Origin of the sequence: Variovorax sp. Root411, from assembly GCF_001425205.1 — a bacterium.
Classification (GTDB): domain Bacteria; phylum Pseudomonadota; class Gammaproteobacteria; order Burkholderiales; family Burkholderiaceae_C; genus Variovorax.
In genome coordinates this window covers 1,258,066-1,281,798 of record NZ_LMDW01000001.1, presented here as the reverse complement: position 1 = coordinate 1,281,798, position 23,733 = coordinate 1,258,066, and the positions used below count along the sequence as shown (strand labels likewise).

General features: G+C 62.6%; 26 protein-coding genes and 1 pseudogene. 18 read left to right on the top strand and 9 right to left on the bottom strand.

Annotated elements, in window-relative coordinates:
* Position 1 precedes the first annotated feature (1 nt).
* Genes ASC92_RS05960 through ASC92_RS05935 form a run of 6 tightly spaced genes read left to right on the top strand, consistent with a single transcriptional unit; the run spans position 2 to position 4,525 of the window.
* Positions 2-781, top strand: a complete 780-nt coding sequence (locus ASC92_RS05960) for an ABC transporter permease (RefSeq protein WP_056511579.1) — start codon at positions 2-4, stop codon at positions 779-781.
* 2 nt (positions 782-783) lie between these two features.
* Complete coding sequence (locus ASC92_RS05955) at positions 784-1,614, top strand: ABC transporter ATP-binding protein (RefSeq protein WP_235505678.1); 831 nt, start codon at positions 784-786, stop codon at positions 1,612-1,614.
* Entirely contained in the window at positions 1,611-2,357 is a 747-nt protein-coding gene (locus tag ASC92_RS05950) for an ABC transporter permease (protein ID WP_082519486.1), read from the top strand. The genes ASC92_RS05955 and ASC92_RS05950 overlap by 4 nt, the downstream gene beginning before the upstream one ends.
* A gap of 9 nt (positions 2,358-2,366) precedes the next feature.
* Positions 2,367-3,149 carry a fumarylacetoacetate hydrolase family protein gene (locus tag ASC92_RS05945; RefSeq protein WP_056511569.1) on the top strand — a complete coding sequence of 261 codons (783 nt, stop codon included), beginning with the start codon at positions 2,367-2,369 and terminating at the stop codon, positions 3,147-3,149.
* The gene (locus ASC92_RS05940; protein WP_056511567.1) at positions 3,146-3,532 is read left to right on the top strand and encodes a nuclear transport factor 2 family protein; all 387 of its coding nucleotides are present in this window, start codon (positions 3,146-3,148) and stop codon (positions 3,530-3,532) included. The genes ASC92_RS05945 and ASC92_RS05940 overlap by 4 nt, the downstream gene beginning before the upstream one ends.
* Before the next feature lie 15 nt (positions 3,533-3,547).
* On the top strand, positions 3,548-4,525 hold the full coding sequence (locus ASC92_RS05935; protein ID WP_056511565.1) for a Bug family tripartite tricarboxylate transporter substrate binding protein: 978 nt from the start codon (positions 3,548-3,550) through the stop codon (positions 4,523-4,525).
* A gap of 422 nt (positions 4,526-4,947) precedes the next feature.
* Here the strand turns inward: ASC92_RS05935 and ASC92_RS05930 are convergent, their stop codons facing one another.
* The 4 genes from ASC92_RS05930 to ASC92_RS05915 all read right to left on the bottom strand — a co-directional run bounded on the left by ASC92_RS05930 (position 4,948) and on the right by ASC92_RS05915 (position 8,532).
* Complete coding sequence (locus tag ASC92_RS05930; RefSeq protein WP_056511562.1) at positions 4,948-5,196, bottom strand: hypothetical protein; 249 nt, start codon at positions 5,194-5,196, stop codon at positions 4,948-4,950.
* A 288-nt stretch (positions 5,197-5,484) separates the two neighbouring features.
* The gene (locus ASC92_RS05925; protein ID WP_056511561.1) at positions 5,485-6,465 is read right to left on the bottom strand and encodes a Bug family tripartite tricarboxylate transporter substrate binding protein; all 981 of its coding nucleotides are present in this window, start codon (positions 6,463-6,465) and stop codon (positions 5,485-5,487) included.
* Between the two features lie 34 nt (positions 6,466-6,499).
* Positions 6,500-7,549, bottom strand: coding sequence for an aromatic ring-hydroxylating dioxygenase subunit alpha (locus ASC92_RS05920; RefSeq protein WP_235505677.1), 1,050 nt, complete (start codon positions 7,547-7,549; stop codon positions 6,500-6,502).
* Positions 7,550-7,629: 80 nt separating this feature from the next.
* The gene (locus tag ASC92_RS05915; protein WP_235505676.1) at positions 7,630-8,532 is read right to left on the bottom strand and encodes a LuxR C-terminal-related transcriptional regulator; all 903 of its coding nucleotides are present in this window, start codon (positions 8,530-8,532) and stop codon (positions 7,630-7,632) included.
* Positions 8,533-8,618: 86 nt separating this feature from the next.
* Between ASC92_RS05915 and ASC92_RS05910 the strand changes: the two genes are divergently transcribed.
* The 9 genes from ASC92_RS05910 to ASC92_RS05870 all read left to right on the top strand — a co-directional run bounded on the left by ASC92_RS05910 (position 8,619) and on the right by ASC92_RS05870 (position 17,121).
* Positions 8,619-9,797: an ABC transporter substrate-binding protein gene (locus ASC92_RS05910; RefSeq protein ID WP_056511556.1), complete on the top strand. Its 1,179-nt coding sequence runs from the start codon at positions 8,619-8,621 to the stop codon at positions 9,795-9,797.
* Between the two features lie 36 nt (positions 9,798-9,833).
* Entirely contained in the window at positions 9,834-10,691 is an 858-nt protein-coding gene (locus ASC92_RS05905) for a branched-chain amino acid ABC transporter permease (protein ID WP_056511551.1), read from the top strand.
* Between the two features lie 5 nt (positions 10,692-10,696).
* The gene (locus ASC92_RS05900) at positions 10,697-11,695 is read left to right on the top strand and encodes a branched-chain amino acid ABC transporter permease (protein WP_162245699.1); all 999 of its coding nucleotides are present in this window, start codon (positions 10,697-10,699) and stop codon (positions 11,693-11,695) included.
* Complete coding sequence (locus ASC92_RS05895) at positions 11,692-12,432, top strand: ABC transporter ATP-binding protein (RefSeq protein ID WP_056511543.1); 741 nt, start codon at positions 11,692-11,694, stop codon at positions 12,430-12,432. Before ASC92_RS05900 ends, ASC92_RS05895 begins: the two co-directional genes overlap by 4 nt.
* 1 nt (position 12,433) lies before the next feature.
* Positions 12,434-13,147: an ABC transporter ATP-binding protein gene (locus tag ASC92_RS05890; RefSeq protein WP_056511540.1), complete on the top strand. Its 714-nt coding sequence runs from the start codon at positions 12,434-12,436 to the stop codon at positions 13,145-13,147.
* A 45-nt stretch (positions 13,148-13,192) separates the two neighbouring features.
* Complete coding sequence (locus ASC92_RS05885; RefSeq protein WP_414820394.1) at positions 13,193-14,134, top strand: PDR/VanB family oxidoreductase; 942 nt, start codon at positions 13,193-13,195, stop codon at positions 14,132-14,134.
* 30 nt (positions 14,135-14,164) lie between these two features.
* Positions 14,165-15,262 carry an aromatic ring-hydroxylating dioxygenase subunit alpha gene (locus ASC92_RS05880; RefSeq protein ID WP_056511535.1) on the top strand — a complete coding sequence of 366 codons (1,098 nt, stop codon included), beginning with the start codon at positions 14,165-14,167 and terminating at the stop codon, positions 15,260-15,262.
* Between the two features lie 23 nt (positions 15,263-15,285).
* Positions 15,286-16,482, top strand: coding sequence for a formaldehyde dehydrogenase, glutathione-independent (fdhA, locus tag ASC92_RS05875; protein WP_056511533.1), 1,197 nt, complete (start codon positions 15,286-15,288; stop codon positions 16,480-16,482).
* Positions 16,483-16,611: 129 nt separating this feature from the next.
* Positions 16,612-17,121, top strand: coding sequence for a MarR family winged helix-turn-helix transcriptional regulator (locus tag ASC92_RS05870; protein ID WP_056511530.1), 510 nt, complete (start codon positions 16,612-16,614; stop codon positions 17,119-17,121).
* A gap of 68 nt (positions 17,122-17,189) precedes the next feature.
* On the opposite strand, the gene ASC92_RS05865 is transcribed toward ASC92_RS05870, so the two are convergent.
* The 3 genes from ASC92_RS05865 to ASC92_RS05855 form a co-directional block, all read right to left on the bottom strand.
* Positions 17,190-17,600 (bottom strand): ester cyclase, encoded by a 411-nt coding sequence (locus ASC92_RS05865; protein ID WP_056511527.1) that lies wholly within the window; start codon positions 17,598-17,600, stop codon positions 17,190-17,192.
* Between the two features lie 44 nt (positions 17,601-17,644).
* Positions 17,645-18,412, bottom strand: a complete 768-nt coding sequence (locus ASC92_RS05860) for an MBL fold metallo-hydrolase (protein ID WP_056511524.1) — start codon at positions 18,410-18,412, stop codon at positions 17,645-17,647.
* 81 nt (positions 18,413-18,493) lie between these two features.
* Complete coding sequence (locus tag ASC92_RS05855; protein ID WP_056511521.1) at positions 18,494-19,072, bottom strand: TetR/AcrR family transcriptional regulator; 579 nt, start codon at positions 19,070-19,072, stop codon at positions 18,494-18,496.
* Between the two features lie 473 nt (positions 19,073-19,545).
* Between ASC92_RS05855 and ASC92_RS05850 the strand changes: the two are divergent.
* The 3 genes and pseudogenes from ASC92_RS05850 to ASC92_RS05840 all read left to right on the top strand — a co-directional run bounded on the left by ASC92_RS05850 (position 19,546) and on the right by ASC92_RS05840 (position 21,322).
* A pseudogene (locus ASC92_RS05850) lies at positions 19,546-19,922 on the top strand (hypothetical protein).
* Between the two features lie 36 nt (positions 19,923-19,958).
* Complete coding sequence (locus ASC92_RS05845; RefSeq protein ID WP_056511517.1) at positions 19,959-20,477, top strand: sigma-70 family RNA polymerase sigma factor; 519 nt, start codon at positions 19,959-19,961, stop codon at positions 20,475-20,477.
* Positions 20,477-21,322 carry an anti-sigma factor family protein gene (locus tag ASC92_RS05840; RefSeq protein WP_056511514.1) on the top strand — a complete coding sequence of 282 codons (846 nt, stop codon included), beginning with the start codon at positions 20,477-20,479 and terminating at the stop codon, positions 21,320-21,322. The genes ASC92_RS05845 and ASC92_RS05840 overlap by 1 nt, the downstream gene beginning before the upstream one ends.
* A gap of 168 nt (positions 21,323-21,490) precedes the next feature.
* Here the strand turns inward: ASC92_RS05840 and ASC92_RS05835 are convergent, their stop codons facing one another.
* Positions 21,491-22,885: a hypothetical protein gene (locus ASC92_RS05835; protein WP_056511510.1), complete on the bottom strand. Its 1,395-nt coding sequence runs from the start codon at positions 22,883-22,885 to the stop codon at positions 21,491-21,493.
* A gap of 58 nt (positions 22,886-22,943) precedes the next feature.
* Positions 22,944-23,333, bottom strand: coding sequence for a DUF305 domain-containing protein (locus ASC92_RS05830; RefSeq protein WP_056511506.1), 390 nt, complete (start codon positions 23,331-23,333; stop codon positions 22,944-22,946).
* Positions 23,334-23,733 lie beyond the last annotated feature (400 nt).

Sequence of the window (23,733 nt, the reverse complement as noted above, 5' to 3'; positions counted from 1 at the left end):
CGTGAAACGACGCCGTCTGTGGATCGACCGGATCGCGCTCGCCTGCGTGACGCTGGCCGCCTGGGAAGCCGTCAGCACGATTCGCGGCTCGTACTGGATCAGTTCACCGACGCTGGTCGTCGAACGGATCTGGACACTGGCGCTGAACGGAGACCTCTGGTTCCACGGTCGCTTCACGCTCGCCGAGGCATTCGGAGGATTCCTGCTCGGCGCGATTCCGGGTTGCGCGATCGCCATGGGGCTGCGCAGCCACCCCGTCGTCCGGGCCGCGTTTCTTGGGATCGCCGCCATCGGGTATGCCGTACCGAAGACGGCTCTGGTTCCCTTGTTCATCCTGTGGCTCGGCGTCGGCCCGGGGGCGAAGGTCGCGCTGGTCGCCACAGCCATCTTCTTCATCGTCTTCTACAGCACCTTGAACGGTGTCGATGCCGTCGATCAAAAGCTCCTCTCGTCCGCACGCGTCTTCGGTGCATCTGAATGGCAACTGCTCCGGCATGTGGTCTGGCCCGCAGTCGTCCCTTATGTGTTCGGCGGGCTGCGTGTCGCCGTCCCATATGCGATCGCCGGCGCCATCGTCGGTGAAATCATCTCGTCGAATCGCGGCCTTGGCTATCTCGCCCAGTTCGGTGCGAGCGACTTCGATACCACACTGGTGTTCGTCTCTCTGGTGACCGTCATGCTCATAGTTCTTTCAGTCAGTGCAGCCCTGTCTCAGGTTCAGCGACGCTTGTTGAGATGGCAAGACGGCTCCTCGCAAAACCCGCACGCCAGCGCTGCATGACCATGAAACGCGACCTGCCCCAAAGCATCAATGCCGGCGCCCTGCTGCAGCTGCGGCAGTTGGGCATCTCCTACAGCGCGGGCGACTCCAGCGAGCGGTGCTGGATCCTGCGCGACCTGGACCTGGACGTGCAGGAAGGGGAATTCCTGACCATCATGGGGTCGTCCGGCGCAGGCAAGTCCACCCTGTTGAACCTGGTCGCCCAGACGCTTCAGCCTTCGGCAGGGCAGATCGCCTTTCGCGGGAGGGTGGTTGGCGGCGCCGACGTGCCGGCCGACCCCGGCAGCAGCCGGCAGATCGGCTATGTCACGCAGGACGACAACCTGCTGCCATGGCGCACCATCTGGGACAACGTGATGTTCCCGCTTACGCTGGTCGGCAAACCTTCGGTTTCGGACGTCGATCGCGTGCGAAGGCTCATCGAACAGGTTGGCCTCACGCCATGGACAAAGCACTATCCGCATCAGCTCTCGGGCGGCATGCGCAAGCGCGCCTCCCTGGCTCGCACCCTGGCATACGACCCTCCTGTGGTTCTCATGGACGAGCCCTTCGGGGCGCTCGACGCTGAGACACGCGCGCAGCTGCAGGCCGATCTGCTCGACCTTTGGGCGTCGGAGAAGAAGACGATCCTCTTCGTCACGCACGACATCAACGAGGCCATCGCGCTGGGCGATCGCATCGTCGTGCTGTCAGGGTCGCCGGGACAAGTCGTGCTTGAACGCAGGATCGACATCGAACGGCCTCGCGACCCCGAGTTGATCTTCAAGGCCCCCACGTTCGCGGGGCACTACGACGCCGTCCGCAGTTGCCTGCGGGCCGCCAGTCACTCATGACGCCGCAAAGGATGCTCCTGGCGAAGGCGATAGGCCTCGCTGCTTTTGCGTCGGCGTGGGCGCTGGCAAGCCGCTGGGTCGGAGACTATTGGGTCCCCAGCATTGGACAGGTCGCCGTCCGGTTCTGGCAGGAGTTGCTCGTCGGCAAGCTGTTTGCCGACTTCTGGGCGACGAGCCAGTTGCTTCTGGCAGGTACGGCCATTGGATCCGTGCTCGGTTGCGGCCTTGCTTGCGTGCTGAGGCTGTCGCCTCGAATCGACGCCATGATGCAACCCTTCATCACGGCCATCATGAGCATTCCGAAGCTCGGCCTCGTTCCTTTGCTCGTGCTGTGGTTCGGGACCGGATGGGCGCCGAAGGTGATGCTGGTCGCCTTGACGGTGCTGTTCATCATCTTCTCGCTCGTCTACGCCGGGCTGGTGACCGTGAACCCACGCCTGACCATGACTGCGAGGGTGTTCGGCGCCAGTCCGCTGCAACTCACCCGGCACATCGTCATACCGAGCGTCCTTCCTTTCATCTTCACGGGACTGCAGGTGGCGTTGCCGTGGGCGGTCAGCGCTGCCCTGGTCGCCGAGTACCTCGCGGCCAAAGTCGGTATCGGCCACGGCATCGAGGAAGCGCGCCAGTTGAGCGACTCCGTCGGCGTCTATTACGGCATCTTCCTCGCGACGGTCCTGGTCCTGCTGGGCAACGGCGTGCTCTCAATCGCCCGCCGATTCGCCATCAAGGTTTCACCATAGGAGTACGAATTGAAAATCTACAAGTTTCTGCAAAACGGCCAGCCCCGGTTCGGCGTGCTCGAAGGGCCAGACACCGTCCGGGCCATGAAGGAATCGCCGTTCGAGGGCAGCATCAAGATGGATGACGAGACTTGGCCGCTTTCCAGCCTCGTCCTCTTGCCGCCCACCGTGGCACACCCGCGAATCTTCGGCGTGGGCTTCAACTACAAGTCTCATATTCTGGAGACTGGCCGCGCGTTGCCGGACATCCCGCCCTTCTTCATGAAGCCGGACACCGCCTTGATCGGTCACGGCGAGAGCATCGTTTATCCGAGCGCTAGCACACTCGTCCACTACGAGGCCGAACTGGTCGCGGTCATCGGGCGCAAGGCCAGGAACATCGCTCGCGAAGACGCCCTGAATTACGTGCTCGGCTACACCTGCGGCAACGACGTGAGCGAACGCACCATCCAGCGCAAAGAAATGGCCTCAGGCCTCATGACGGTCGGCAAGGCCTTCGACACGTTCGCGCCGATCGGCCCCTGCATCGAGACCTCAGTCGACCCCTCGAAGCTGCGGATGCAAGGCCGCTTGAACGGCGCAGTCGTCCAGAATTGCCAGACTTCCGATCTGCTGTTCGGAGTGGACGCGCTGGTGGCCTACCTGAGCCGGTCGATCACCCTGATGCCCGGCGATCTCATCATGACCGGGACACCCGGCGGTGTCGGCCCGCTCCAGCCCGGCGACAGCTTCGAGATCGATATTGAGGGCGTGGGCGTGCTTCGCAACGACGTCATGGGAGAGAACGCATGACCAAGGAAGATTCCGACATCCGGGCGCAGGTCCTGGCGGCCGACGAATCGAGGTATCAGGCCTTGTACAGGCAGGACGTGGCAGCGCTCGGGCACATGCTGGCCGATGAGGACTATGTCCATATCCACGCGAACGGCAAGGTCGACGACAAGGCGGCCTTCCTGGCATCGATCGAGACGGCCCGGTATCGCTTTGTCCAAGCCGAACGTACGGCGCAGCAGGTCCGCCTCGCAGGCCCGCTCGTCCTGTTGCATGGAAGGACTCTCACGACGCTCGACGTCGCCGGCGAGACCAAGGTGATGGACAACGCTTTCACGACGGTCTGGAAGCAGACCGAAGGCGGGCTGAAGCTGCTGCATTGGCAAGCCACCAGGCGCTTGTAAATCAGGAGCTGACTCATGATCAATTCAGCACGCCGATCTGTCGCCGCCCTGTTGGCGACTGCGGCCATCGGCACTCCTTGGGCAGCCTTCTCCCAGGCGAGATACCCTTCCAGGCCGATCACGCTGGTCCTGCCGGCCGGAGCCGGGACGGGCGTCGACATTATCGGGCGGCTCGGGGCGCAGAAGCTGTCGGAAGTGCTCGGTCAACCCGTGGTGATCGAGAACGTAGTGGGTGCCAGCGGTGTCATCGGAGTCCAGAAAGTCACCCGTGCGAAACCGGACGGTTACACGCTGCTTTTCGCCTTCAATCAGACGATCACCATGAATCCTCACGTGGTTGCAAATCTGCCCTACGACCCGCAGCGGGAACTGGTGCCCATCTCCAGGTTCGCGGCTGCGCCCTTCGTCTGGATGGTCAATACACAGATCCCGGTCAAGACGTTCCCGGAACTGGTTGCCTATGCGAAATCCCAGCCCGGGAAGCTTGCGATGGGCGTCACCGGATTTGCTTCCGCCGCCTATCTCGGTTCGCAGCTCCTGGCCTACCAGACCGGGGCAGAGGTTTTGCCAGTGAACTATGCGGGCAATTTCAGCGCCGACCTAATGTCGAACGTGGTCCAGTTGTCGATGAGTCCCGCGGCGCAGGTGCCCGCCTTGATAGCGAGCGGCAAGATTCGCGCGCTGGCGCAGACCGGCGAGCGCAGGGCAGAAGGCTTGAAGGACATCCCCACCGTCAGTGAAACCGTGCCAGGCTATGTGATTGATGCTTGGTATGCCGTCTGGGCGCCGGTGGGGACGCCCAAGGAGGTCGTCGCGACATTGACCGAGGCTTGGCGATCAGTCGCTTCGAAGCCCGAGACCAGGGAGCGACTTGCGGCGTTGTCGGCAGTCGCCGTCGGGAGCACCGCCGAGGAACTCGACGAGCTGATCCGAAAGGAGACAAGGATGTGGGGCGACGTCGTCAAGGCGCGGAAGATCACCCCTGCGCAATAGGACCCAGAACGCGTTCCGAACCAATCTTTCCGTGCATTGGGATCTGAGCGACGGTGAGAAGTTGGGCCGCATCGGCCACGACTTTGCGGCTCCTGGCGTGTTGGCCAAAGTCCGGGCCAGCCTGGCGAAGGCGCGCCATAGACTTCACTCCGGACGCAGAGTCATCGCCTGGCGCTGCCACTTGCCCGTTGCCCGGTCAGCCAACCTACGATAACCACAGGCACGTAAACACCCTGTTATCGGTGGCCGGCACGGCGCGAGGCAATATGCGAGCAAGGTCGCCTTTCTCGTTCTCGTCGCATTGTGCTGGCACGGCGAACGGCTGGTTGCGCCGTTTCTCGGCGGTTCGTCGCGTCTTGCCTTGCCATGGTCGGTGCGCGAGCGTCGGCGAGAGGCACGCGGGCGAAGCTTGACAGAGGCTCTCAACCGCCGACTGATCCGAACGGCAGCGCCGCCCTGAGCTTGGCGATCGAGAAGTTCATGCTCTGCTTGTTCCGCTCAAAGGTATAGATCGCGACCGGTGGCACCGCCGTGACAACCATGCCCGTCAAGACTCCCTTGACCTGGCTGTTGAACCTGTTCAGGAGCGGCACGCCAGCGATCGACCCGATTGCCCTTGCGACGTAGACGCCCACAATGGCGGAGGCGATGCCGGCAAGGATCACCTTCATGCTGTCGAGCTTGTTGTAACTGATCGATGAGAGTCAAGGCTCTTTTCTCCTGCACGAGAACGTGCACATCATCGAAGCGATCCATTCAGACGAAGCAAGTGCAGGGAAGCGCGTCATCCGAGGGGGTGATCAACCGCGCGCAAGAAAAACACTGACCATCACGCCGCTTGCAATATGAAAAATGCAACCCGCCCAGAGTCGTAGACGGGTGGCTACTTCAGCGTAGCCCTAAAACCGCCTTCGCGGCACGCCGCGCACGCCGATGTCCCGAAATGGAACGCGGAGAACCTACTGCGCCTCGATACCGAACTCCTGCATCCGCTTTGTGATCACCTCGAAATCCCGCTTGTAGTTCTGATTGAACTGCTCCGGCGTCGTATTGAGCATCTCGAGGCCGCGCTCGGCCATCTTCGCCTGGACGTCCGGCATCGCGGCCGCAGCACGCAGGGCGGTGGTCAATCGCTCGACCACCAAAGGTGGCGTTTTCGCAGGCGCGACAAAGGCGATCCAGACCGCTGCTTCGAACAAGGTATCTTCGAAACCGAGTTCACGCATTGTCGGCACCTGCGGCAGAACAGCAGAGCGCTCGCGCCCCATGATCGCCAGCGGCACGATCTTGCCAGCCTGCACGTGCTGGCGTGCGAGACCAGCCGAGGTGAGACCGACGCTCACGGTGTTGCTCAGCAGGTCAGCCAGCACCGGCGCCTCCCCGCGCTGCGGCACATGGACCATGTGCGCATCGAGCTTGCGATTGAGGGCTTCGCCTGCCAGGTGGCCGAGGCCGCCGGGCCCCCATGTGCCGTAGCTCAGCTGCTGGCCAGGCTTTGCCGCCAGCTTCCTGAAGTCGTCCATGTTCTTCACACCCAACTCGAGATTGGCGGAAAGGATGGCGGGACTGCGCACCACTTGGGTGAGAAAGACGAAGTCGCGCTTCGGATCGTAGGGCAGGCTCTTGTAGAGCGCGACGTTGTTGATCAGCGAGTCGCCCAGCGTGACGGCAATCGTGTAGCCGTCCGGCACGGCACGGGCCACCTCGCCCAGCCCCACGGTGCCATTGGCACCGGCCTTGTTGTCGACCACGACAGCCTGGCCCAGGGACTTGGCGACACGCTCGCCGATCAGTCGCGCCACGAAGTCGTTGGCACCGCCGGCCTGCGCGGTGACGACGATGCGTATGGGCTTGCTCGGGAACGTGCCTTGGGCGAAGCCTGCGAGCGGCAAAGTCGCGAGGACGGTGGTCAGGCTCAGTGCCAGGAAGGTGCGGCGCATTGGGGTCTCCTTTTTGTATGTTCTCGGGGGCGAATCAGGCCGTTTCGCGAGTCGACAAAAGCGTGCTGCGCTCTCGCTCGAACTCTTGTTGCAGCAACCGGCGATAACAGATCAGGGCCTGGTCCATCCCGAGCAATAGCATCGGAACATCGGGGTCGATGTTGAGATGCTGGGCTGTGATCGTCCCGCGGTCTTCTTCGAAGGCGGTGACCAGTCCGCGGTAGATCGCGTCCGTCACGGCAGGGTCATCGATGCTGCTGCGATGCGATTGCTGAAAGAAGTAGTGCGTGGTGGTCTCGGTCTCCGGCGTCAGCGTCTGGCAGCTGTGAAGCTGCACCTCGCCGCGCAAGTCGCCCTCCAGCTGGCCCACGGGCGCACCGCCCGATTGCATCAACAAGGTGCCCGGCAGCACGAAGTCGTAGACGAAGTAGCGGTCGACATTGCGATCGAAAGTCTGGAAGGTTTTCCAGAATGGCGATGGCGCCACATCCAAAACGTGCCGCATGACCCTGATGCCACGGGGTATCTGCTCGATCCTGGGAACTGCCTGCGCGATCACCGTCGTCCCACCCAGCGTGCTCTCGTGCACATAGCTCAGGTGCGAGAAGTCCAGCAGGTTGTCGCAGACCAGCAGATAGGGCGTGTCGTAATGCACGTAGCCGGGCTTGTACGACCAGTCGGGATGGTCACAGGAGAAGTTGTCGGGCAGCAAGGCGGGATCGGCCAATGCCGGGTCACCCATCCAGACGAAGATCCACTTGTTGTGCGAAACCACGGGATAGGTCGGCACGCGTGTCTTGACGGGGATGCTTGCCAGGCCGGGCTCGTCCACACAGACGCCCGCCGCGTCGAACTTGAGCCCGTGGTAGCCGCAACGCACGCAGTCGCCTTCGCGGCGTCCACGCGACAAGGGCGCATGGCGATGGCAGCAGCGGTCCTGCATCGCGACCAGCCCGCCATCGCCGGTCCGATAGACGAGGATCGGCTCATCGAGCACGCGCCGCGTGAACATGCCCTCGGCAGGAACTTCGTGTTCCCACGCGATGACGTACCAGCAGTTTCGTATCCACATGCCTGTCTGCATAAAGTCCAGGCAATGTAGGAAATGCGGGTCATGCCGTCTGTCCCTGCAGAAGGGTACAAACGTGCCCCGCTGTCTAGGGACTAGTGAATGAAGCGCAAGAGCTGCTGCCGCCCGTGGATCGCCAGCTTGGCATAGGCGCGTTTGCGCAGCGTCGCGACGGTAGACGCCGCGATGCACAGATCGGCCGCGATGCCATCGGCGCCAATCCCGCAAGCGATCCGCGCGCACACCGCGCGTTCACGAGGCGAGAGCAGCGGCGCTGTCCGCTGAAGCGCACGCTCAATCTCGAGTCCGCGCAGCCGCGCATCGGGGGATGCCAGATGGGCAAAGAGCGCATTGCGGTGCGCCCTCTTGAGGATCGGCGCCAGCCCCAGGAGCCGTTGCACATCGGCCTCTTCGAACCTGCCGTCGTGCTGGTCGCGATAGAGGTTGATCGCAAACAGCGTTCGCGGCAGCGGCGCATAGAGAAAGCTCAAGCGGCCCGTGAGTTTCCGCCCCACGAAGATCTGGTCGCGCCAGCCCTGATCGGGAATGTCCGTCACGTCGTACAGCAGCGCTGTCACGGGAGCGTGCATCGAGGTCTCCCCGACCATGCGCATCGCCAGGCGCGTGAGCTCGTCAGCCTGTCGGAATCGGCTCTTATAGAGCGAGAAGCACTCTGCCGTGATGTTTTCGTGGCGCCCCGTCGAATGACCTTCCACTTGGGAAGGAACGCCATCCACATATTCGACGAGCGAGATGTACTCGACAGGCAGGACGTGGTTCACGAAGTCGAGCATCTCGAGCGCCGGTGCACGCCCGTCGCCGGCATCCAGCAAACGCGCAACCGCACAGGCATCGAGCATGTGCCCTGCCGGCGGATTTTCGAGCAACCAGGTTGAAGCCATCACGCCGAAATATAGGCAAGCCGTTGACGAATCAACAGCGTGAATGCCCGGAGCGAAGCGCTGCTCCGGGTAAACACCAAGCAGTTGATATTGCAACTAGTTGGCATATCAACCAAAATAATCAGGCCGAAGCAGTCCAGCGTGGCGGCATTTCGGGCACGAATCACTACTGGAGACCCACGATGAAATTCCACCGTCGCGCCATTGCGTGTGCGCTCTTCGCTTCGACTGCGCTGTCGCTCGCCTCCCCCCAGGCCATGGCACAAGCCGTGAAGGTTGGCATCATCGGTCCCTTCTCCGGACCGTTCGCGCACTACGGCTCGCTTTTCAAGGCAGCGGCGGAAGGCTATGTCGCAAGCCAGGGCGGCAAGCTTGCCGGCCAGAACGTCGAGTTCATCTATCGCGACACGGGCGGTCCCAACCCCGCGCTGACCAAGACCCTGGTTCAGGAGCTGCTGGTCAAGGACAAGGTGGACTACCTCGGTGGCTTCGTGTTCACGCCCAATGCGATGGCCGTGGCACCGTTGATCCAGCAGTCCCGCACGCCGACGGTCATCTTCAACGCCGCGACCTCGGCCATCACCGAGAAGTCGGAGTACTTCATCCGCACCAGCTACACGTTGTGGCAAGTCACCGTGCCGGCTGCGCAGTGGGCGGCCAAGCAGAACATGAAGAAGGTCGTGACGGCCGTCACCGACTACGGGCCCGGCATCGACGCCGAGACGGCCTTCAAGAGCGAATTCACCAAGCAAGGCGGCACCGTGGTCGAGAGCATCCGCATGCCGATCGCCACCACGGACTTCGGGCCCTTTGTTCAGCGCATCAAGGCCAGCGGCGCACAGGCCGTCTACACCTTCCTGCCGGGCGGCCCGCCGAACCTTGGGTTCGTCAAGGCCTACAACGAAAACGGCCTGGCCAAGGCCGGCGTGCAGTTCTTCGGCTCGGCCGAGACCGACGAGTACGACCTGCAGAAGTTCGGCGATGCCGCGCTGGGCCTGACGACGGTCTTCCACTACTCGGGCACACACGACTCGCCTGAAAACAAGAAGTTCGTCGCCGCGCTCAAGAAGCAGGATTCCAACGCGGTTGCCAACTACGCATCGGTCGGGGCCTGGGATGGCATGTACGTGATCCAGAAGATGATCGAGGCCACGGGCGGCAAGAAGGACGGCCCGAAGGCATTGGCCGCAGCCCGCTCGCTCAAATGGGAAAGCCCGCGCGGGCCGGTGAGCATCGACCCCAAGACGCGGCACATCACGCAGAACGTCTACCTGCGCAAGGTCGAGAAGGCAGGCGACCAGTGGGTCAACAAGGAGCTGCAGAGCTTCGGACCCCAGGCCGACTTCGGATTGGAGAAGTGAGTTCGCGCGCGACGCGTCTCTTCTGAAACTCCCTCCGTGAACACCTTCCTCAACATCCTCATCGACGGGCTGGCCTACGGCATGGTGCTGTTCGTCATCGCGGTCGGCCTGTCGGTGACGCTGGGCCTGATGCGTTTCGTGAACCTGAGTCACGGCGCCTTCGCCATGGTCGGGGGCTACTGCGCGGCCCTCCTGACACGTGAGGCTCAATGGAGCTTCTGGCTGGCAGTGCCCGCCGCCGTCCTGGCGACGGCCCTGCTGGGCGGCGTGCTCGAGGCACTGGTGCTGCGCCACCTGTACCGCCGAAAGGAGCTCGAGCAGGTGCTGTTCACGATCGGCCTGAGCTTCGTGCTGATCGCCACCACCAATGTACTGGTCGGTCCGCAGGTGCAGATGATTCCGCTGCCGCCGCTTCTCGCGGGCTCGGTCGACCTGGGCTTTCGCACCCTGCCCGCGCAACGCCTGCTGGTGATCGGTGCCGGCTGTGCAGTGGCGGCGCTGGCCGCCTGGACGGTCACGCGCACCCGCTTCGGCATCTGGCTGCGGGCGGCGGTCGACCACAGCGGCACCGCATCGTCGCTCGGAATCCCGATCCGCACGGTGCAATGCGCGAGCTTCGCTGCCGGTGCTGCGCTGGCCGGCCTTGGCGGCATCCTCGGCGCCGAGCTGATGCCGCTGGAGCCTTACTACGCGCTCAAGTACCTCGTGCTGGTACTGGTGGTCGTCTCCGTGGGTGGCATGGGCTCCATCACCGGGTCGCTGTTGGCGGCCGTCCTGCTGGGCGTCATAGAGACCGCCAGCAAGTACCTCGCCTCGGAGTGGGGAAGCCTATTTTTCTTTGTCGCCATGGCTCTCCTCCTGGCCTGGCGCCCCAACGGTCTGCTGAAACGATGAACACCATGGCAACAACCCCTTCGGCGCTCGCTGCGGCACCGGCTCAGGCGGCGGCAGCGGCACCGCGCTGTGCGCCGGCCTGGCGTGCGCCTGCCGGCGTGCTGTTGGTCGGCATCGTCGCCTGCGCCCTGATGCCGGACCAACTGGGCCTGATGACGCGGATCTTTATCACCGCGCTCTTCGTGCTTTCGCTGGATCTGGTCGTGGGCATCGCGGGCCTGGCGACACTGGGCCACGCTGCCTTGTTCGGCATGGGCGCCTATGCAGCGGGCATCTTCGCGCTGCAGGTCCACCCTGACCCCTTGGTCGGCCTGGTGGTCGGTATTGCCGCCGGCGCCGGCCTGGCCGTGCTGTCGGGTGCGTTCCTGCTGCGCTTTCAAGGCTTCACCTTCCTGATGCTGACCATCGCGATCTCGCAGATCCTGCTGAGTCTGGCGCAGAAGGCACGCCGCTGGACCGGTGGTGACGATGGCTTGTCGGGGTTCGTGATGGGACCGGTCCTGGGTCGCTTCGAATTCGACCTCGAAGGCCGGGTCGCTGCGCTGTATGCGCTGGTTGTGCTGGTCGTGCTTTTCTACGTTGCGCGGCGGATCGTCGACTCACCCTTCGGCCTGGCCGTGCGCGGCATCCACGAGAACCGCGCCCGCATGGCGGCACTGGGCACGCCGGTGTTCGCGCGGCTGTGGGTGCTCTACACCGTGGCCGGTGCGATGGCAGGCGCCGCCGGCGCCCTGTCGGCACAGACCAACGCCGTGGTCGGGATGGACAGCCTGTCGTTCGCGCTGTCCGCGGAAGCGCTGGTCATGCTCATCCTCGGTGGCGCCGGGCGACTCACCGGAGCCCTGGTCGGCGCCACCGTGTTCACGGTGCTGCATCACACGGCGGCCTCCATCAATCCCTACCACTGGTTGTTCGTGGTGGGCGCCTTGCTCATGCTGGTGGTCCTCGTGTCGCCGGCCAAGGCCTGGGCCTGGTTGCGTCGCCGTGCAGGAGGCGTGCGATGAGCGCATTGCTCGAACTCAAATCGCTGGACAAGCGCTTCGGCGGGCTTCACGTCACGCGCGAGGTGTCGTTCGCGCTGCAAGCCGGCGACCGGCTGGCACTGATCGGCCCCAATGGGGCTGGCAAGACCACGCTCGTCAACCAGATCAGTGGCGTACTGGCCTCCGACACCGGCGAGATTTGGCTTCGCGGAGAGAACGTCACCCGCCTGAGCCAGGCCAGGCGCGTGCGCGCCGGTCTGGCCCGCACCTTCCAGATCACCACGCTGGCACCGCATTTCGCAGTCCAGCGACAGATCGAACTCGCGCTTTTGGAGCGCGAAGGAATGACCGGCCGCATGTGGCGCAGCATCGATGCATACCCTGCCCTGCAGGCGGAAGCCCAGGGCATCCTGAACCGCTTTGGCCTGGTCGCCCATGCGGCCGCGGCAACGGAAGACCTCGCCTATGGCGAGCAGCGCTTGATCGAGATGGCACTGGCGCTGGCACTGCGACCCATGGTCGTCCTGCTGGATGAACCCATGGCCGGCGTGCCGAAAGGCGATGGCGAGCGTCTGCTGGCCGCACTGGATTCGCTGCCCAGCGATCTGGCCGTGCTGATCATCGAGCACGACATGGACCTCGTGTTCCGCTTTGCCAACCGGATCGTGGTGCTGGCTGAAGGGGCCGTGCTTGCCGACGGCTCTCCCGACGACATTCGCCGCGACCCCAAGGTGCGCGCCGCCTACCTGGGAAACTGAGATGCCCGAACCGATTCTCAAGCTCGAGGACGTGGTGGCGGGCTACGGCCCCACGACCGTGCTCAACGGCCTTTCATTCGAGATGACGGCCCGGGAGCGACTGGCCATGGTCGGACGCAATGGCGTCGGCAAGACCACCGCGCTGCGGGCCATCATGGGATTGGTGCCGCTGCGCAGCGGCCGTGTGAGGTTCAGGGGCCAGGACATCTCCGCGCTCGCACCCCATCAGCGTGCAGACCTCGGCCTAGGCTACGTGCCTCAGACCCGCGACATTTTTCCATCGCTGACCGTCGAGGAGAACCTGCTGGCCGGGCTCAAGCGGCGTTCGCGCAGCGCGCTGGACGAGGCCTACACGCTGTTTCCGCGGCTCGCCGAGCGCCGCCGAAATGGCGGAGCCCAGCTCTCGGGCGGCGAGCAGCAAATGCTCTCCGTCGCCCGGGCGCTGCTCGGCCAGCCCTTGCTGCTGCTGCTGGATGAACCGCTTGAAGGCCTCGCGCCCCTGATCCGGTTGGAGCTGCTGCACGCCTTCCACAACCTGAGCGAGCAGACCGGTATTTCTGTCGTCATCGTCGAGCAACAGGTCGACGAGGCGCTCGGCTATGCGGAGCGCGCACTGATCCTGGACCACGGTGCCGTCGTCCACAGCGGCAGCGCCTCGGCGTTGCTCCACGATCCCCAGACGCTGGAGCGCTGGGTCGGCATGGCCGTGCACTGAATGAAGAAGCAAACAACGCGATGAAACACCATGACAAATGAACTGATGCTCCGTGTCGCCCGGCGTGTCGAAGAAGCCGACGGCGTGTGCAGCTTCGAACTCGTGCCGCAGGACAGCAGTGCCTTGCCCGCCTTTGCGGCAGGGGCGCACATCGATGTGCACGTGGCGCCAGGCTTGATTCGCCAGTACTCGCTCAGCAACGATCCCGCTGAGCGCAACCGCTATCGGATCGCGGTTCTGCGGGAGCCGAGCTCCCGCGGAGGATCGGCCGGCATGCACGACAGCGTTCGATCCGGTGACGTGCTGCGCGTGAGTGCACCCCGAAATCACTTTCCCCTGGTCGACGCGCCTCGCAGCCTACTGTTGGCCGGCGGGATCGGCGTGACGCCCATCCTGGCTATGGCGCGCGCCCTGCATGCGCAAGGCCGAGACTTCGAGATGCACTACTGCGGCCGCTCCGCGAGCCGGATGGCGTTTCTCGAGGAGCTCGCGTCTGCCGCCTTCGCGAGCAGCGTGGTCCTCCATGCCGACGACGTGCCGGCGCAGAAGTTCGATGCCCAGCGCGTGCTGGCCCATCCCGCAGGCCATACGCACCTGTATGTGTGCGGGCCGAACGGCTTCATGGACCACGTCCTCGAAACCGCCAGGCGCCTCGACTGGCCGGAAACGCAACTGCATCGCGAGTATTTCGCCGGCGTGGCAACGGCTCTCGCAACGGACGGCAGCTTCGAGGTTCGCGTGGCGAGCACAGGCCTGAGCTGCCAAGTGCCGGCCGGCAAGACAGTGACCGAGGTGCTGGCAGCGCATGGCGTGGAAGTGCCGACCTCCTGCGAGGCTGGCCTCTGCGGGACATGCCTGACCCGCGTCCTGGAAGGCACGCCTGATCACCGCGACAGCTTCCTCACCGACGCCGAGCGCGCTGCCAACGACCAGTTCACGCCCTGTTGCTCGCGGGCGCTGTCTCCGCTGCTGGTGCTCGACCTTTGATCCGCCCGCCCCCTTTCAAGGAGATCCCCGATGACCACGACCTGCATCCCCATCAAGAACCTCGCTCAGAACGCCAACACCAGCCGTTTTCCGCTCGACCAGTGGTACGTGGCCGGCTTCTCGTCCGAACTCACTGACAAGCCCATTGCACGAACCTTCCTCAATCAGAAGGTGGTGCTATTTCGCACCGGAGAAGGACAAGTCGCGGCCTTGGAGGACCGTTGCTGCCATCGCTCGCTGCCGCTGTCGTGCGGGACAGTCGAAGGCTCCGGCGTGCGATGCGGCTACCACGGCCTGCTCTACGCGCCGAACGGGCAATGCATCGAGATTCCCGGGCAGGAGCGCATCCCGTCCAAGGCCAAAGTGAAGGCCTACCACGTGGTCGAGCAGAACAAGATCATCTGGATCTGGATGCCCCGCGACGAAGCCGCGCAACCAGCACGCCTGGCGCCGGACTACCCGTTCCACGACGACCCCCGCTACAAGTTCGGCAGCGGCAACTACCACTACCAATCGCCCTGGCAACTGATCCACGACAACCTGCTCGACCTGAGCCACCTGGGCTACGTCCATCTGCAGACCATCGGTGGCGACGCCAAGTTGCATATGAACGCGCCGATGAAAGTGAGCTCCGAAGGCGAGCAGGTCAAGGTCGTGCGCCTGATGCCCAACTCGACGCCACCGCCCACCTACCGTGCGGCCTGGCCCTTCGCAGAAAAATGCGAGCGCTGGCAGGAGATCGAATTCGACGTGACGCATCTGCGGATCTGGACAGGCGCGGTGGAGCCAGGCACGGATGCCATCGATAACCCCGACCGCGGCGGCTTCCACATGCGCGGCTTTCACGGCATCACGCCCGAGACCGAGGAGACCTGCCATTACTTCTGGAGCATGGCCAGCACCAAGCATCCGGACATGCCCGAAAACATCGATGCAGTGATCCAGCAAACCGCCTTCACCTTCGATGAAGACCGCACCGTCATCGAGGCGCAGTACCGGAACATGCTGGCGTTCGGCGACAAGGCGAACTGGATCGACATTCACGTCGATGCCGGCGCCAACCGCGCCAGGCGCATCGTTGCCGAGTTGCTCAAGAAGCAGGCCGTTGCAGAACCCACCGATTCCTAAAACAGCAAACAAGGAGACAGCGCATGGCTACGAACAGAGGCGTCGTTTACGTATCGCAGGGCAAGGTCGAGGTCCGTCCGATCGACTATCCCAAACTGCTCAACCCTCGAGGCCGCACCGCCAACCACGGCGTGATCCTCAAGGTGCTGACCACCAACATCTGCGGCTCGGACCAGCACATGGTGCGCGGGCGAACTACCGCACCTGCCGGCCTGGTCCTTGGCCATGAGATCACAGGCGAGGTCATCGAGGCAGGCAAGGACGTCGAAACTCTGGCTGTAGGAGACATCGTCTCCGTGCCCTTCAACGTTGCCTGCGGGCGCTGCCGCCTGTGCAAGGAGCGCCAGACCGGCGTGTGCCTGACAGTGAACGAATCGCGCCCCGGCGGCGCCTACGGCTACGTCGACATGGGCGGCTGGGTGGGTGGGCAGGCCGAATACGTCATGGTGCCCTATGCCGACTTCAATCTTCTGAGGTTCCCTGACCGTGAGCAGGCCATCGAGAAGATTCGCGACCTTACGTGCCTTTCGGACATCCTGCCCACGGGTTATCACGGCGCCGTCACCGCGGGCGTCGGTCCAGGCAGCACGGTGTACGTGGCCGGTGCGGGACCGGTGGGCTTGGCCGCTGCGGCATCCGCACGCCTGCTGGGCGCCGCCGTCGTGATCGTCGGCGACGTCAACCCTGCCCGGCTCGAGCACGCCAAGGCGGTCGGTTTCGAGACTGCCGATTTGTCCATTGACACACCACTGGGCGAGCAGATCGCAGCCCTCCTCGGCGTTCCCGAAGTAGACAGTGCTGTCGACGCCGTAGGCTTCGAGGCACGCGGTCATGGCCACGAGGGGGCACAGCACGAAGCGCCGGCCACCGTTTTGAATTCGCTCATGGAGGTAACCCGGGCGGCCGGCAAGATCGGAATCCCGGGCTTGTACGTCACGGACGATCCCGGTGGCGTCGACAAGGCGGCAAAGACGGGTTCGCTCAGTATCCGCCTGGGGTTGGGCTGGGCCAAATCGCACAGCTTCATGACGGGGCAGACGCCGGTCATGCAGTACAACCGGGCGTTGATGCAGGCCATCCTGTGGAACCGCATCGACATCGCCAATATCGTGGGCGTCAAGCTCATTTCCCTGGACGAGGCGCCAGCGGGTTACGCTCAATTCGATGCCGGGGCGCCCACCAAATTCGTCATCGATCCCCACGGACAGCTCAAGCGGTAAGTTCGTGCATCCACGCCATGCCGGACCGCCAGGGGAAGCTACAGTGGCGACAGCAACTCTGGTTCTTTTCCGATGCCTCGTACCAAGACCCCATCCGCGCGAAAAGCCTCGAAGGCAGCGCCGGGTGACGTGATCAATCTCGAAAACTACGCCCCCGCCTATCTCACCTGGATCGCTAACAAGCTGTCGAGCGGTGCCTCGCAGGCCTACCTCGCGGCCTTCGACGTTGGCATCGAAAGCTGGCGGGTGCTGGTGTTGCTGGCGATCGAAGGATCGATCTCGGCACAGAAGGCCTGCGGCATCATCGGCATGGATAAGGCCTCGATGAGCCGCTGCTTCAAGAGCATGCAGGCGCGCGGCTTCATCGAACTCAGCCTCGACCCCCAGGACGGACGTGCCCGCATCGCGACGCTGACGCCGTCCGGCCGCGCGGTGCACGATCAGATCAGGGACATCGCCATGGAGCGCGAGCGTGCCTTCTTGTCGGTCCTGACGGCGGCGGAGCGCAAGATGCTGCTGGACCTGCTGCGCCGCTTGCATGAAAACCTGCCAGCGGTCGAGGCCGCCACCCGCGACCATTTCAGCCGGCGCCACCCCCATGCATTGCAGCGGCGAGGATCCAAGGATTCGGATTCCTGATCGCCTTACGCTTTGTGTCGTATGCCATGCCACGATTGCGCGTGGCCAATCACCCATACTGCCCGGGTTCAGCTTTCACCAGTAAGCTGCCGGCGAATGTCCATCACATCGAAATGCGCTCGCTTCTCGATGATTTTGTCTTCGGCAATTTTCAGCAGCATCATCAGTGAAAATTTGACCCGATTGCCAGTAGGTTGGATACCCATGTTCACGCCGGTGTGCGTGCCTTCGAATGTCAAATAGACAGCAACTTGGTCTCCTTCAGCGAGCAATGCCTCGATCGGAAACTTAAAGCCACGAAAAGAATCAAAATTCTTCTTTTCCGACTCCACAAATCCTTCTGCTCCATAAATGGGCGTGTTCACCTGATGATAGAACACAAAATCCTTATGGCACAATTTTGCGACCGCGTCGTAATCTTCTTTCTGGATGGCGTCATAGAATTGACGGACTAGTTCTTTATTTTTTTCGATCGACATAATAAAATTCCTTGATTTGATAATTAATGGGGACTGAGCTCGTTTTAAAGCGAATATGCTTCGCCATCTTCCGGGACCAGCAGACGATCAGTCATTCCATTCTCCGCCGAGAACTCACGCAGCTCTTTCCTGGTCAGCATTGAGTGATTCACCGACTCCATGTGGCTGGCGACGAGGGTCGCTTGCGGGGCAGCCTTATAGACCTCACGTACATCCTGCTTGTTCATAATGATCGAGCCCAAACCGATGACCTGAGCGTCACCACTGTTCAGGATGATGACGTCCGGCTGAAATTGATCGAGACTGTCCTGAACAAATTGATTCCAGACCGTGTCGCCAGCCAGATAAAGTGTTTTTTCACTCGGACTCTTGAATACGACCCCGCACACCTCACCCAGAATTTCGCCCATAGCCGAAAGAGCGGAATCTGTGCCGTGCTGCCCCGAGGTTTGACTGAGCGTCACACCGTTGAATTGCCCGTCCGTAATGAGACGAACATCGAAAAATCCAGATATTCTGATGATTTCCCGGTCTTTTTCGTGCTGGACTAGCACCGGCAAGTGCTTGGGCAATAGAGATTTTGCTGCGTCATCCCAATGATCTGGATGGGTATGAGTCACGATGATTGCATCGACGTCACAGATTTGATCCATCGGCACAGTCAATTCGACAGTAGGATTCTTCAAATGGCTATTCGGCGTACCCTCGAATCCGGGGTATATCCCTTTTTTGGCCAGCATCGGATCAACAAGAAATTTCGTTCCTGCGTATTCGATGATGAGCGTTGCGTTGCGTACTTGCGTGATCTTCATAAAATATCCTTCGTAGGCTAGCGTTGTGGACCGATTGGTCCATTTTGGGTAAAAAACGGTATTGATTTCCGTCTAGATTTTTCAGTCTAAATTTGAGAGCAGCAGACTCAACGCGTTGTCGAGCCAGGTCTTATCGCAACCGGCCCGCACCATGACCTGCAATCCAGGGAAGGCCAGCAGCAGCAGTTGAGCCAGTTCTTGAGAGCCCTTGGTGCTCTTGACTGAGCCGTCAGCGTGCCCCCGTTTGATCGTGCGCGCCAAGTCGCTCTCGATCGTCTGAAAGTCCTCGACCACGCGTGCTCGAATTTCCGGATCGCGCGGCGCCATCTCGACGGCCTGATTGATGCTCATGCATCCGCAAGAGAATTCCTCAGAGCTGGCATCGTCAATGATCATGCGAAAGAACGTTTCGATCGCTCCGCGCGCCAAACCTTGCGCCAAAATCCGATGCATGTCTCGCGCCCGGTCCTCGCGGTAGGCATCAAAGGCCGCGATGAAGAGCTCCCTCTTGCCGCCAAAAGTGCCGTACAAGCTACTCTTGCTCAGGCCCATGGCGAGGAGCAAATCGGCCATCGAGGTCCCCTCATAGCCCTTGCGCCAAAAAACGCCCAAAGCTTTGTGCAAGGCTTCTGCGGTATTGAACTCTTGTGGCCGCGCCATGGCCTGTCTCCAGTAGTCATTTCAACGAATTCGCCAATTATGGACCAATCGGTCCTCAATGTCCACTTAACTTTTGTTGCGCGCGCCCGTCCCCCTCGGCACGACGAGACATCTGCAATGGTTCGCGGGCGACCGAGGCAATGAGGCAGTGAAGCTGCATCGGGATCACAGTCGTGTACCTCCGGAGGGTCGGCAAAGCCATGAAGCGCATCAGTTGGCTGTCACAGTGGACAATCAATCGCCAGGAAATGGAGCCCGACACTCGGCAGGCTTGGAGCCTTCAAGTCGGGTTCTTGAGGTCAACAGAACGAACGACAGGCCGTGCAGTTTGAAGATTGCAGTCCTCCATGTAGACGCGATCGACCTACCCGTAGATCCGTCACCTCATCGAAAAACTCGAGGTTTCCTGGAATATTCAGAGGATGCCCTGCGTCTATGGAGCGTTTCCTTCACTCTGCCTTCAAAGGATTGTCATGCGCAAGCACCTCATTTCGACTTTCATTCTCACCATTGCCGCCGCGTCGGCCGGCCTGGCTCAGGCCGCTACCCCCGTCAAGACGGCCGGCGGCATGCTGGTCAACAGCAACGGCATGACGCTCTACACCTTCGACAACGATGCGGCAGGCAGCGGCAAAGCGTCTGCAACGGCCCATGCGCCGGACTCTGGCCACCGGTCGCGGCGGCCGCGGACGCCGCCGCCGAAGGCGACATGACTGTCATCCAGCGCGATGACGGCACCAAGCAATGGGCGTACAAAGGCAAGCCGGTCTATCTGTACAAATCCGATGTGAAAGCCGGCGACATGACGGGCGACAATTTCAAGAGCGTCTGGCACGTCATCAAGCCCTGATCAATCCTCACCGTACGACAGACGACCTGCCAGCCGATGCGCACACAGGACGAGGCTGCGATCGTTGCCTGCATTCCCAGCTTGCGCCGCTATGCGCGCGGGCTGGTATCGGACGCTGCACGTGCGGACGATCTGGTCCAGGACACGCTTGAGCGCGCGTGGGGTCGCTTTTCGCTATGGCAACGGCGCGGCGAGATCCGCGCATGGATGTTCGGCATCATGCACAACCAATTCATCGATGGCGTTCGCGCGCTGCGCAGCCGGCCCGAGGAGAGCGCCGGCGACGAGCTGCCGGAGGTCGCGCAACGAGCGACGCAGTCGGATCGCATCGAAGTGCAGGACCTCGACCGCGTGCTGCAACGCCTGCCAACCGAACAGCGGGAAATCCTGCTGCTGATCGCAGTCGAGCAGATGAGCTATCTCGAAGCCGCGGCAGTAGTGGGCGTACCTGTCGGCACCGTGATGTCGCGGCTCGCGCGCGGCCGTGAACGGCTTCGCCAGGAGTTGCAGGGTCGTGCCGCACCTGCCACGATGCCTTTGCGACGGATCAAATAATGGACTCCCCCCATCTTCACCCCGCGACCGGTGGAAGCGACGGCACCCCGCCCGTGACCGAAGCCGACCTCCATGCCTACGCCGACGGCCTGCTGACTTCAGACCGTCGCGCTGCGATTGACGCTTTCCTCGAAGGTCACCCAGAGGAGCGTCAGCGGATTGACGACTGGCAAGCACAAAACCACGCGCTGAAACAATTTCTCGACCCGGTGCTCACGGAGCCATTGCCGCTGAGGCTCCCACTCCAACAGCCCACCCATACATGGCCCTGGCGCTCGATGGCCGCAGGCGTGGCGATTGCCACTTTCAGCGCCGGCTCTGCGTGGTGGTTGCGAGGTTCGGTGGACGACAACGCACAACGCGTGGCAAACGCGACAAGCCGTATCGAACTCGCTGCCGGCGATGCCCACACATTGCGTGGCTTTGCGCATCGCGCGGCTGTGGCCCACGTGGTGTACAGCCCGGATGTGCGCAGGCCAGTGGAGGTCGGCGCCGATCAGGAGCAGGCGCTCGTAACCTGGCTCACCAAGCGGATGGGAACGACGGTGCGTCCTCCGGATCTGCGCAATGTGGGTTATGCACTGATCGGCGGCCGCCTGCTGCCTGGTGACAAGGGCCCGGTCGCGCAATTCATGTTCGATGGCGCGAAGGGTGAACGCCTGACGCTGTATGTCACGCGCGAAGATGCCGGGCGCGAAACTGCCTTCCGCTTCGGGCAGGACGGTCCGGTGAATGTCTTCTACTGGATTGACAAGGACTTCGGCTACGCGATTTCTGCAGGGGCAGACCGGCAGGCACTGCTGCAGGTTGCGGATGAAGTCTACAAGCAGCTCGGGCCGCGCTGAGCAACGCAGCGGCGCGTGTCGATGGGTGCCATGGCGCCCCACTGGCCAGAGCGACAGCCCTTGCTGGAGCAGGTCGAGATCTTCTGCGGCCGGGGTACGTGCGGGGCATGACCTTGTCCCGAATGCACGGAGTGGCAGCACCTCGTCCGCTCGCAGATGTTGCTTCGCTCACATCGGACTGCGGAGCACGACCTTGGCGGTGTCCATTGGGCCTTCGCCTTCGACGACCACAATACGCGAAGCCGTCGGGTTTGCTTCGGAGCGCAGACGCGCCACTTCGCGAATTGCCCCGATGGCGGTACCGTTCGCCATGCCCACCGGGTTGGTCTTGAAGCTCGCCACCGGCGCCGTCTGTTCGCCGACGAACACACTGTAGACAGTTCCCGGCTTCAGCTTGTAGAGAAAGACCTCCAGCGCATCGACCACGCCGAAGCTGCGCGCCACCACGAAGCCCTTGGCCTCCCCCGATGCAGGCACGAGCGGAATATTGGCTGGCGTCGCATTGGCCAGCGGCTGCAGGTTGTCGGTGCCCGGGCCGGACGGCACCGCGTTGGAGACATAGACGAGCGCCTGTGGCGCCTGGCCGATCGGCACGGTCGCAATCACCTTGTCGCTGCCGGTGTCAATGACCTGAACCGCGTCGCCGTTTTCCAGACCGACATACATGCGCGTGCTGTCGTCCGACGGCCAGACACCGTGCGGCAGCGCGCCGGTTGCGATAGTGTTCAGGAGCTTGGCTTCACCGTCGGTCGAATACACCTTCACGACGTTCTCGCCGCCCACGGCGACATAAGCCAGCGTGCCACGCGCGGTCTTGGCGAAGCCGAAATGGTTGGTGATGAAGCCCGTGTCGATCACACTGGCAACCCTCATTGTCTTCACGTCGATGCGGGTGACTTTGCCCACGTCCTTGTGCCCCATCCAGACTTCCTTTCCGTCAGGTGTGAATTGCAGAAATGGTGAGAACGGACTGACAACGGGGATGCGTTTGACGATCTTGTACGAGTGGGTGTCGACCACAGCCACTTCGGGCGTGAAGCTCGACACCACGAAGGCGCGGCCACCGTCAGGCGTAAACAGCACCATGCCGGGGCCCGGCGCGGTCTCGATCCGGCGTTTTTCCTTGAAAGTCCTTGCATCGATCACCGAGAGGTAGTTCTCGCCGCGCACCGTCGCCCAGACCTCCCTGCCGTCGCGCGTGAAGAAGGCTTCGTGCGGCGAGCGGCCGACGTAGGTGATGCCCTTGATCTTGTTGGTCGCCGTGTCGATGAAGGTCAGCGAATTCGAACCGTTGGCAACGGCGACCAGTGTGCGGTGGTCGGGCGCAAAACCCAGTCCGTGCACATTGATCTCGCCCTTGTACAGCGCCGACAGCAGGTCGGGTCGCTGGTTGCCCAGCTTTATCTGCCCAAGCAATGTGTTGCTGTTCGGATCGACCACCGACACCGTGTTGGTGTTCTGGTCGGCCGTGTAGATGCGGTCACCAGGATTGGAGGCCGCCGAGCAGGCGAAGGATGCGACGGCCAGCGCCACGGCGGCTGCGAGAGGTTTGAGCGAATTCATGGGGAGAGACTTTCTTGGACGCGCTGACGCGTCAGGAGAGGGAATGGGCAGGATGCGTTTACTTGGCGGACTGCGCGTGGCGCTCGAGCCATGCTTGCATCAGCCGGATCTCGTTGGCCTGTTCGGTGACGATGCCTTGCGCGAGATTGCGCACCTCAGGGTCTCGCGTATTGAGAAGGATCGACTTCGCCATGTCGACGGCGCCCTGGTGGTGGGGAATCATCATGGTCATGAAGTCGTGCGCGGGCTGGCCGTTCATGGGTGCGGCTTGCATGCCGTGGTCCATCACGGCCATGGCGTCGTCCATCAGCGCACCAAAGGGCTTGGCGGTACTTGCCACGAAGCGTGGTGGTGCGGTGTTCTCGGCGTGCATGCCATGCATGTGCATGTCCGTCGCCAGCGCGGCAAGCGGTGATGCGCCAAGCGCCAGAAGGCCCGCGCCTTGCATGAGGCGCCGGCGCGAGGGCGCAAGTACAGGGGCTCGACCTCCTTGAGCGCGAATGCGCCAGGCAGTGCCTTGGCGACGGGGTGAATTGATCTGGGACATGACAATCTTTTCGAGTCCGTGGGTGTTTGGGAGGTGGACGATTGGCGACTCGGGTTTATTCCGTCGGTCGATCAAGCACTGTCAACAAGGTGTGGAGCGTGGACTCATCAGCAGGAGCCTGAGCACCGGCCGGCACGCATCTCTTCAGCTTGTTCAAGCCACGGCGCTGGCTGGTGCGGAACTCAAAGCCGGTTGTTGCGCATGGGTTCCTTCGACGCAAGCGCCACGACAAGGGTGCTTCCTACGCAGCTGACTGCTGAAGCCCTGACGTGCGGCGCGGACACTGTCTTTGGAACCGCGA

Excerpts from the sequence above, each read along its gene's own strand:
- ASC92_RS05950 (WP_082519486.1), top strand. The coding sequence starts at position 1,611 with ATGACGCCGCAAAGGATGCTCCTGGCGAAGGCGATAGGCCTCGCTGCT.
- ASC92_RS05835 (WP_056511510.1), bottom strand. The coding sequence starts at position 22,885 with ATGAATTCGCTCAAACCTCTCGCAGCCGCCGTGGCGCTGGCCGTCGCA.
- ASC92_RS05830 (WP_056511506.1), bottom strand. The coding sequence starts at position 23,333 with ATGCAAGGCGCGGGCCTTCTGGCGCTTGGCGCATCACCGCTTGCCGCG.
- ASC92_RS05855 (WP_056511521.1), bottom strand. The coding sequence starts at position 19,072 with ATGGCGCGGCCACAAGAGTTCAATACCGCAGAAGCCTTGCACAAAGCT.
- ASC92_RS05885 (WP_414820394.1), top strand. The coding sequence starts at position 13,193 with ATGCTCCGTGTCGCCCGGCGTGTCGAAGAAGCCGACGGCGTGTGCAGC.
- ASC92_RS05860 (WP_056511524.1), bottom strand. The coding sequence starts at position 18,412 with ATGAAGATCACGCAAGTACGCAACGCAACGCTCATCATCGAATACGCA.
- ASC92_RS05910 (WP_056511556.1), top strand. The coding sequence starts at position 8,619 with ATGAAATTCCACCGTCGCGCCATTGCGTGTGCGCTCTTCGCTTCGACT.
- ASC92_RS05940 (WP_056511567.1), top strand. The coding sequence starts at position 3,146 with ATGACCAAGGAAGATTCCGACATCCGGGCGCAGGTCCTGGCGGCCGAC.
- ASC92_RS05840 (WP_056511514.1), top strand. The coding sequence starts at position 20,477 with ATGGACTCCCCCCATCTTCACCCCGCGACCGGTGGAAGCGACGGCACC.
- ASC92_RS05955 (WP_235505678.1), top strand. The coding sequence starts at position 784 with ATGAAACGCGACCTGCCCCAAAGCATCAATGCCGGCGCCCTGCTGCAG.
- ASC92_RS05930 (WP_056511562.1), bottom strand. The coding sequence starts at position 5,196 with ATGAAGGTGATCCTTGCCGGCATCGCCTCCGCCATTGTGGGCGTCTAC.
- ASC92_RS05890 (WP_056511540.1), top strand. The coding sequence starts at position 12,434 with ATGCCCGAACCGATTCTCAAGCTCGAGGACGTGGTGGCGGGCTACGGC.
- ASC92_RS05920 (WP_235505677.1), bottom strand. The coding sequence starts at position 7,549 with ATGCAGACAGGCATGTGGATACGAAACTGCTGGTACGTCATCGCGTGG.
- fdhA (WP_056511533.1), top strand. The coding sequence starts at position 15,286 with ATGGCTACGAACAGAGGCGTCGTTTACGTATCGCAGGGCAAGGTCGAG.
- ASC92_RS05865 (WP_056511527.1), bottom strand. The coding sequence starts at position 17,600 with ATGTCGATCGAAAAAAATAAAGAACTAGTCCGTCAATTCTATGACGCC.
- ASC92_RS05935 (WP_056511565.1), top strand. The coding sequence starts at position 3,548 with ATGATCAATTCAGCACGCCGATCTGTCGCCGCCCTGTTGGCGACTGCG.
- ASC92_RS05925 (WP_056511561.1), bottom strand. The coding sequence starts at position 6,465 with ATGCGCCGCACCTTCCTGGCACTGAGCCTGACCACCGTCCTCGCGACT.
- ASC92_RS05845 (WP_056511517.1), top strand. The coding sequence starts at position 19,959 with ATGCGCACACAGGACGAGGCTGCGATCGTTGCCTGCATTCCCAGCTTG.
- ASC92_RS05880 (WP_056511535.1), top strand. The coding sequence starts at position 14,165 with ATGACCACGACCTGCATCCCCATCAAGAACCTCGCTCAGAACGCCAAC.
- ASC92_RS05900 (WP_162245699.1), top strand. The coding sequence starts at position 10,697 with ATGGCAACAACCCCTTCGGCGCTCGCTGCGGCACCGGCTCAGGCGGCG.
- ASC92_RS05895 (WP_056511543.1), top strand. The coding sequence starts at position 11,692 with ATGAGCGCATTGCTCGAACTCAAATCGCTGGACAAGCGCTTCGGCGGG.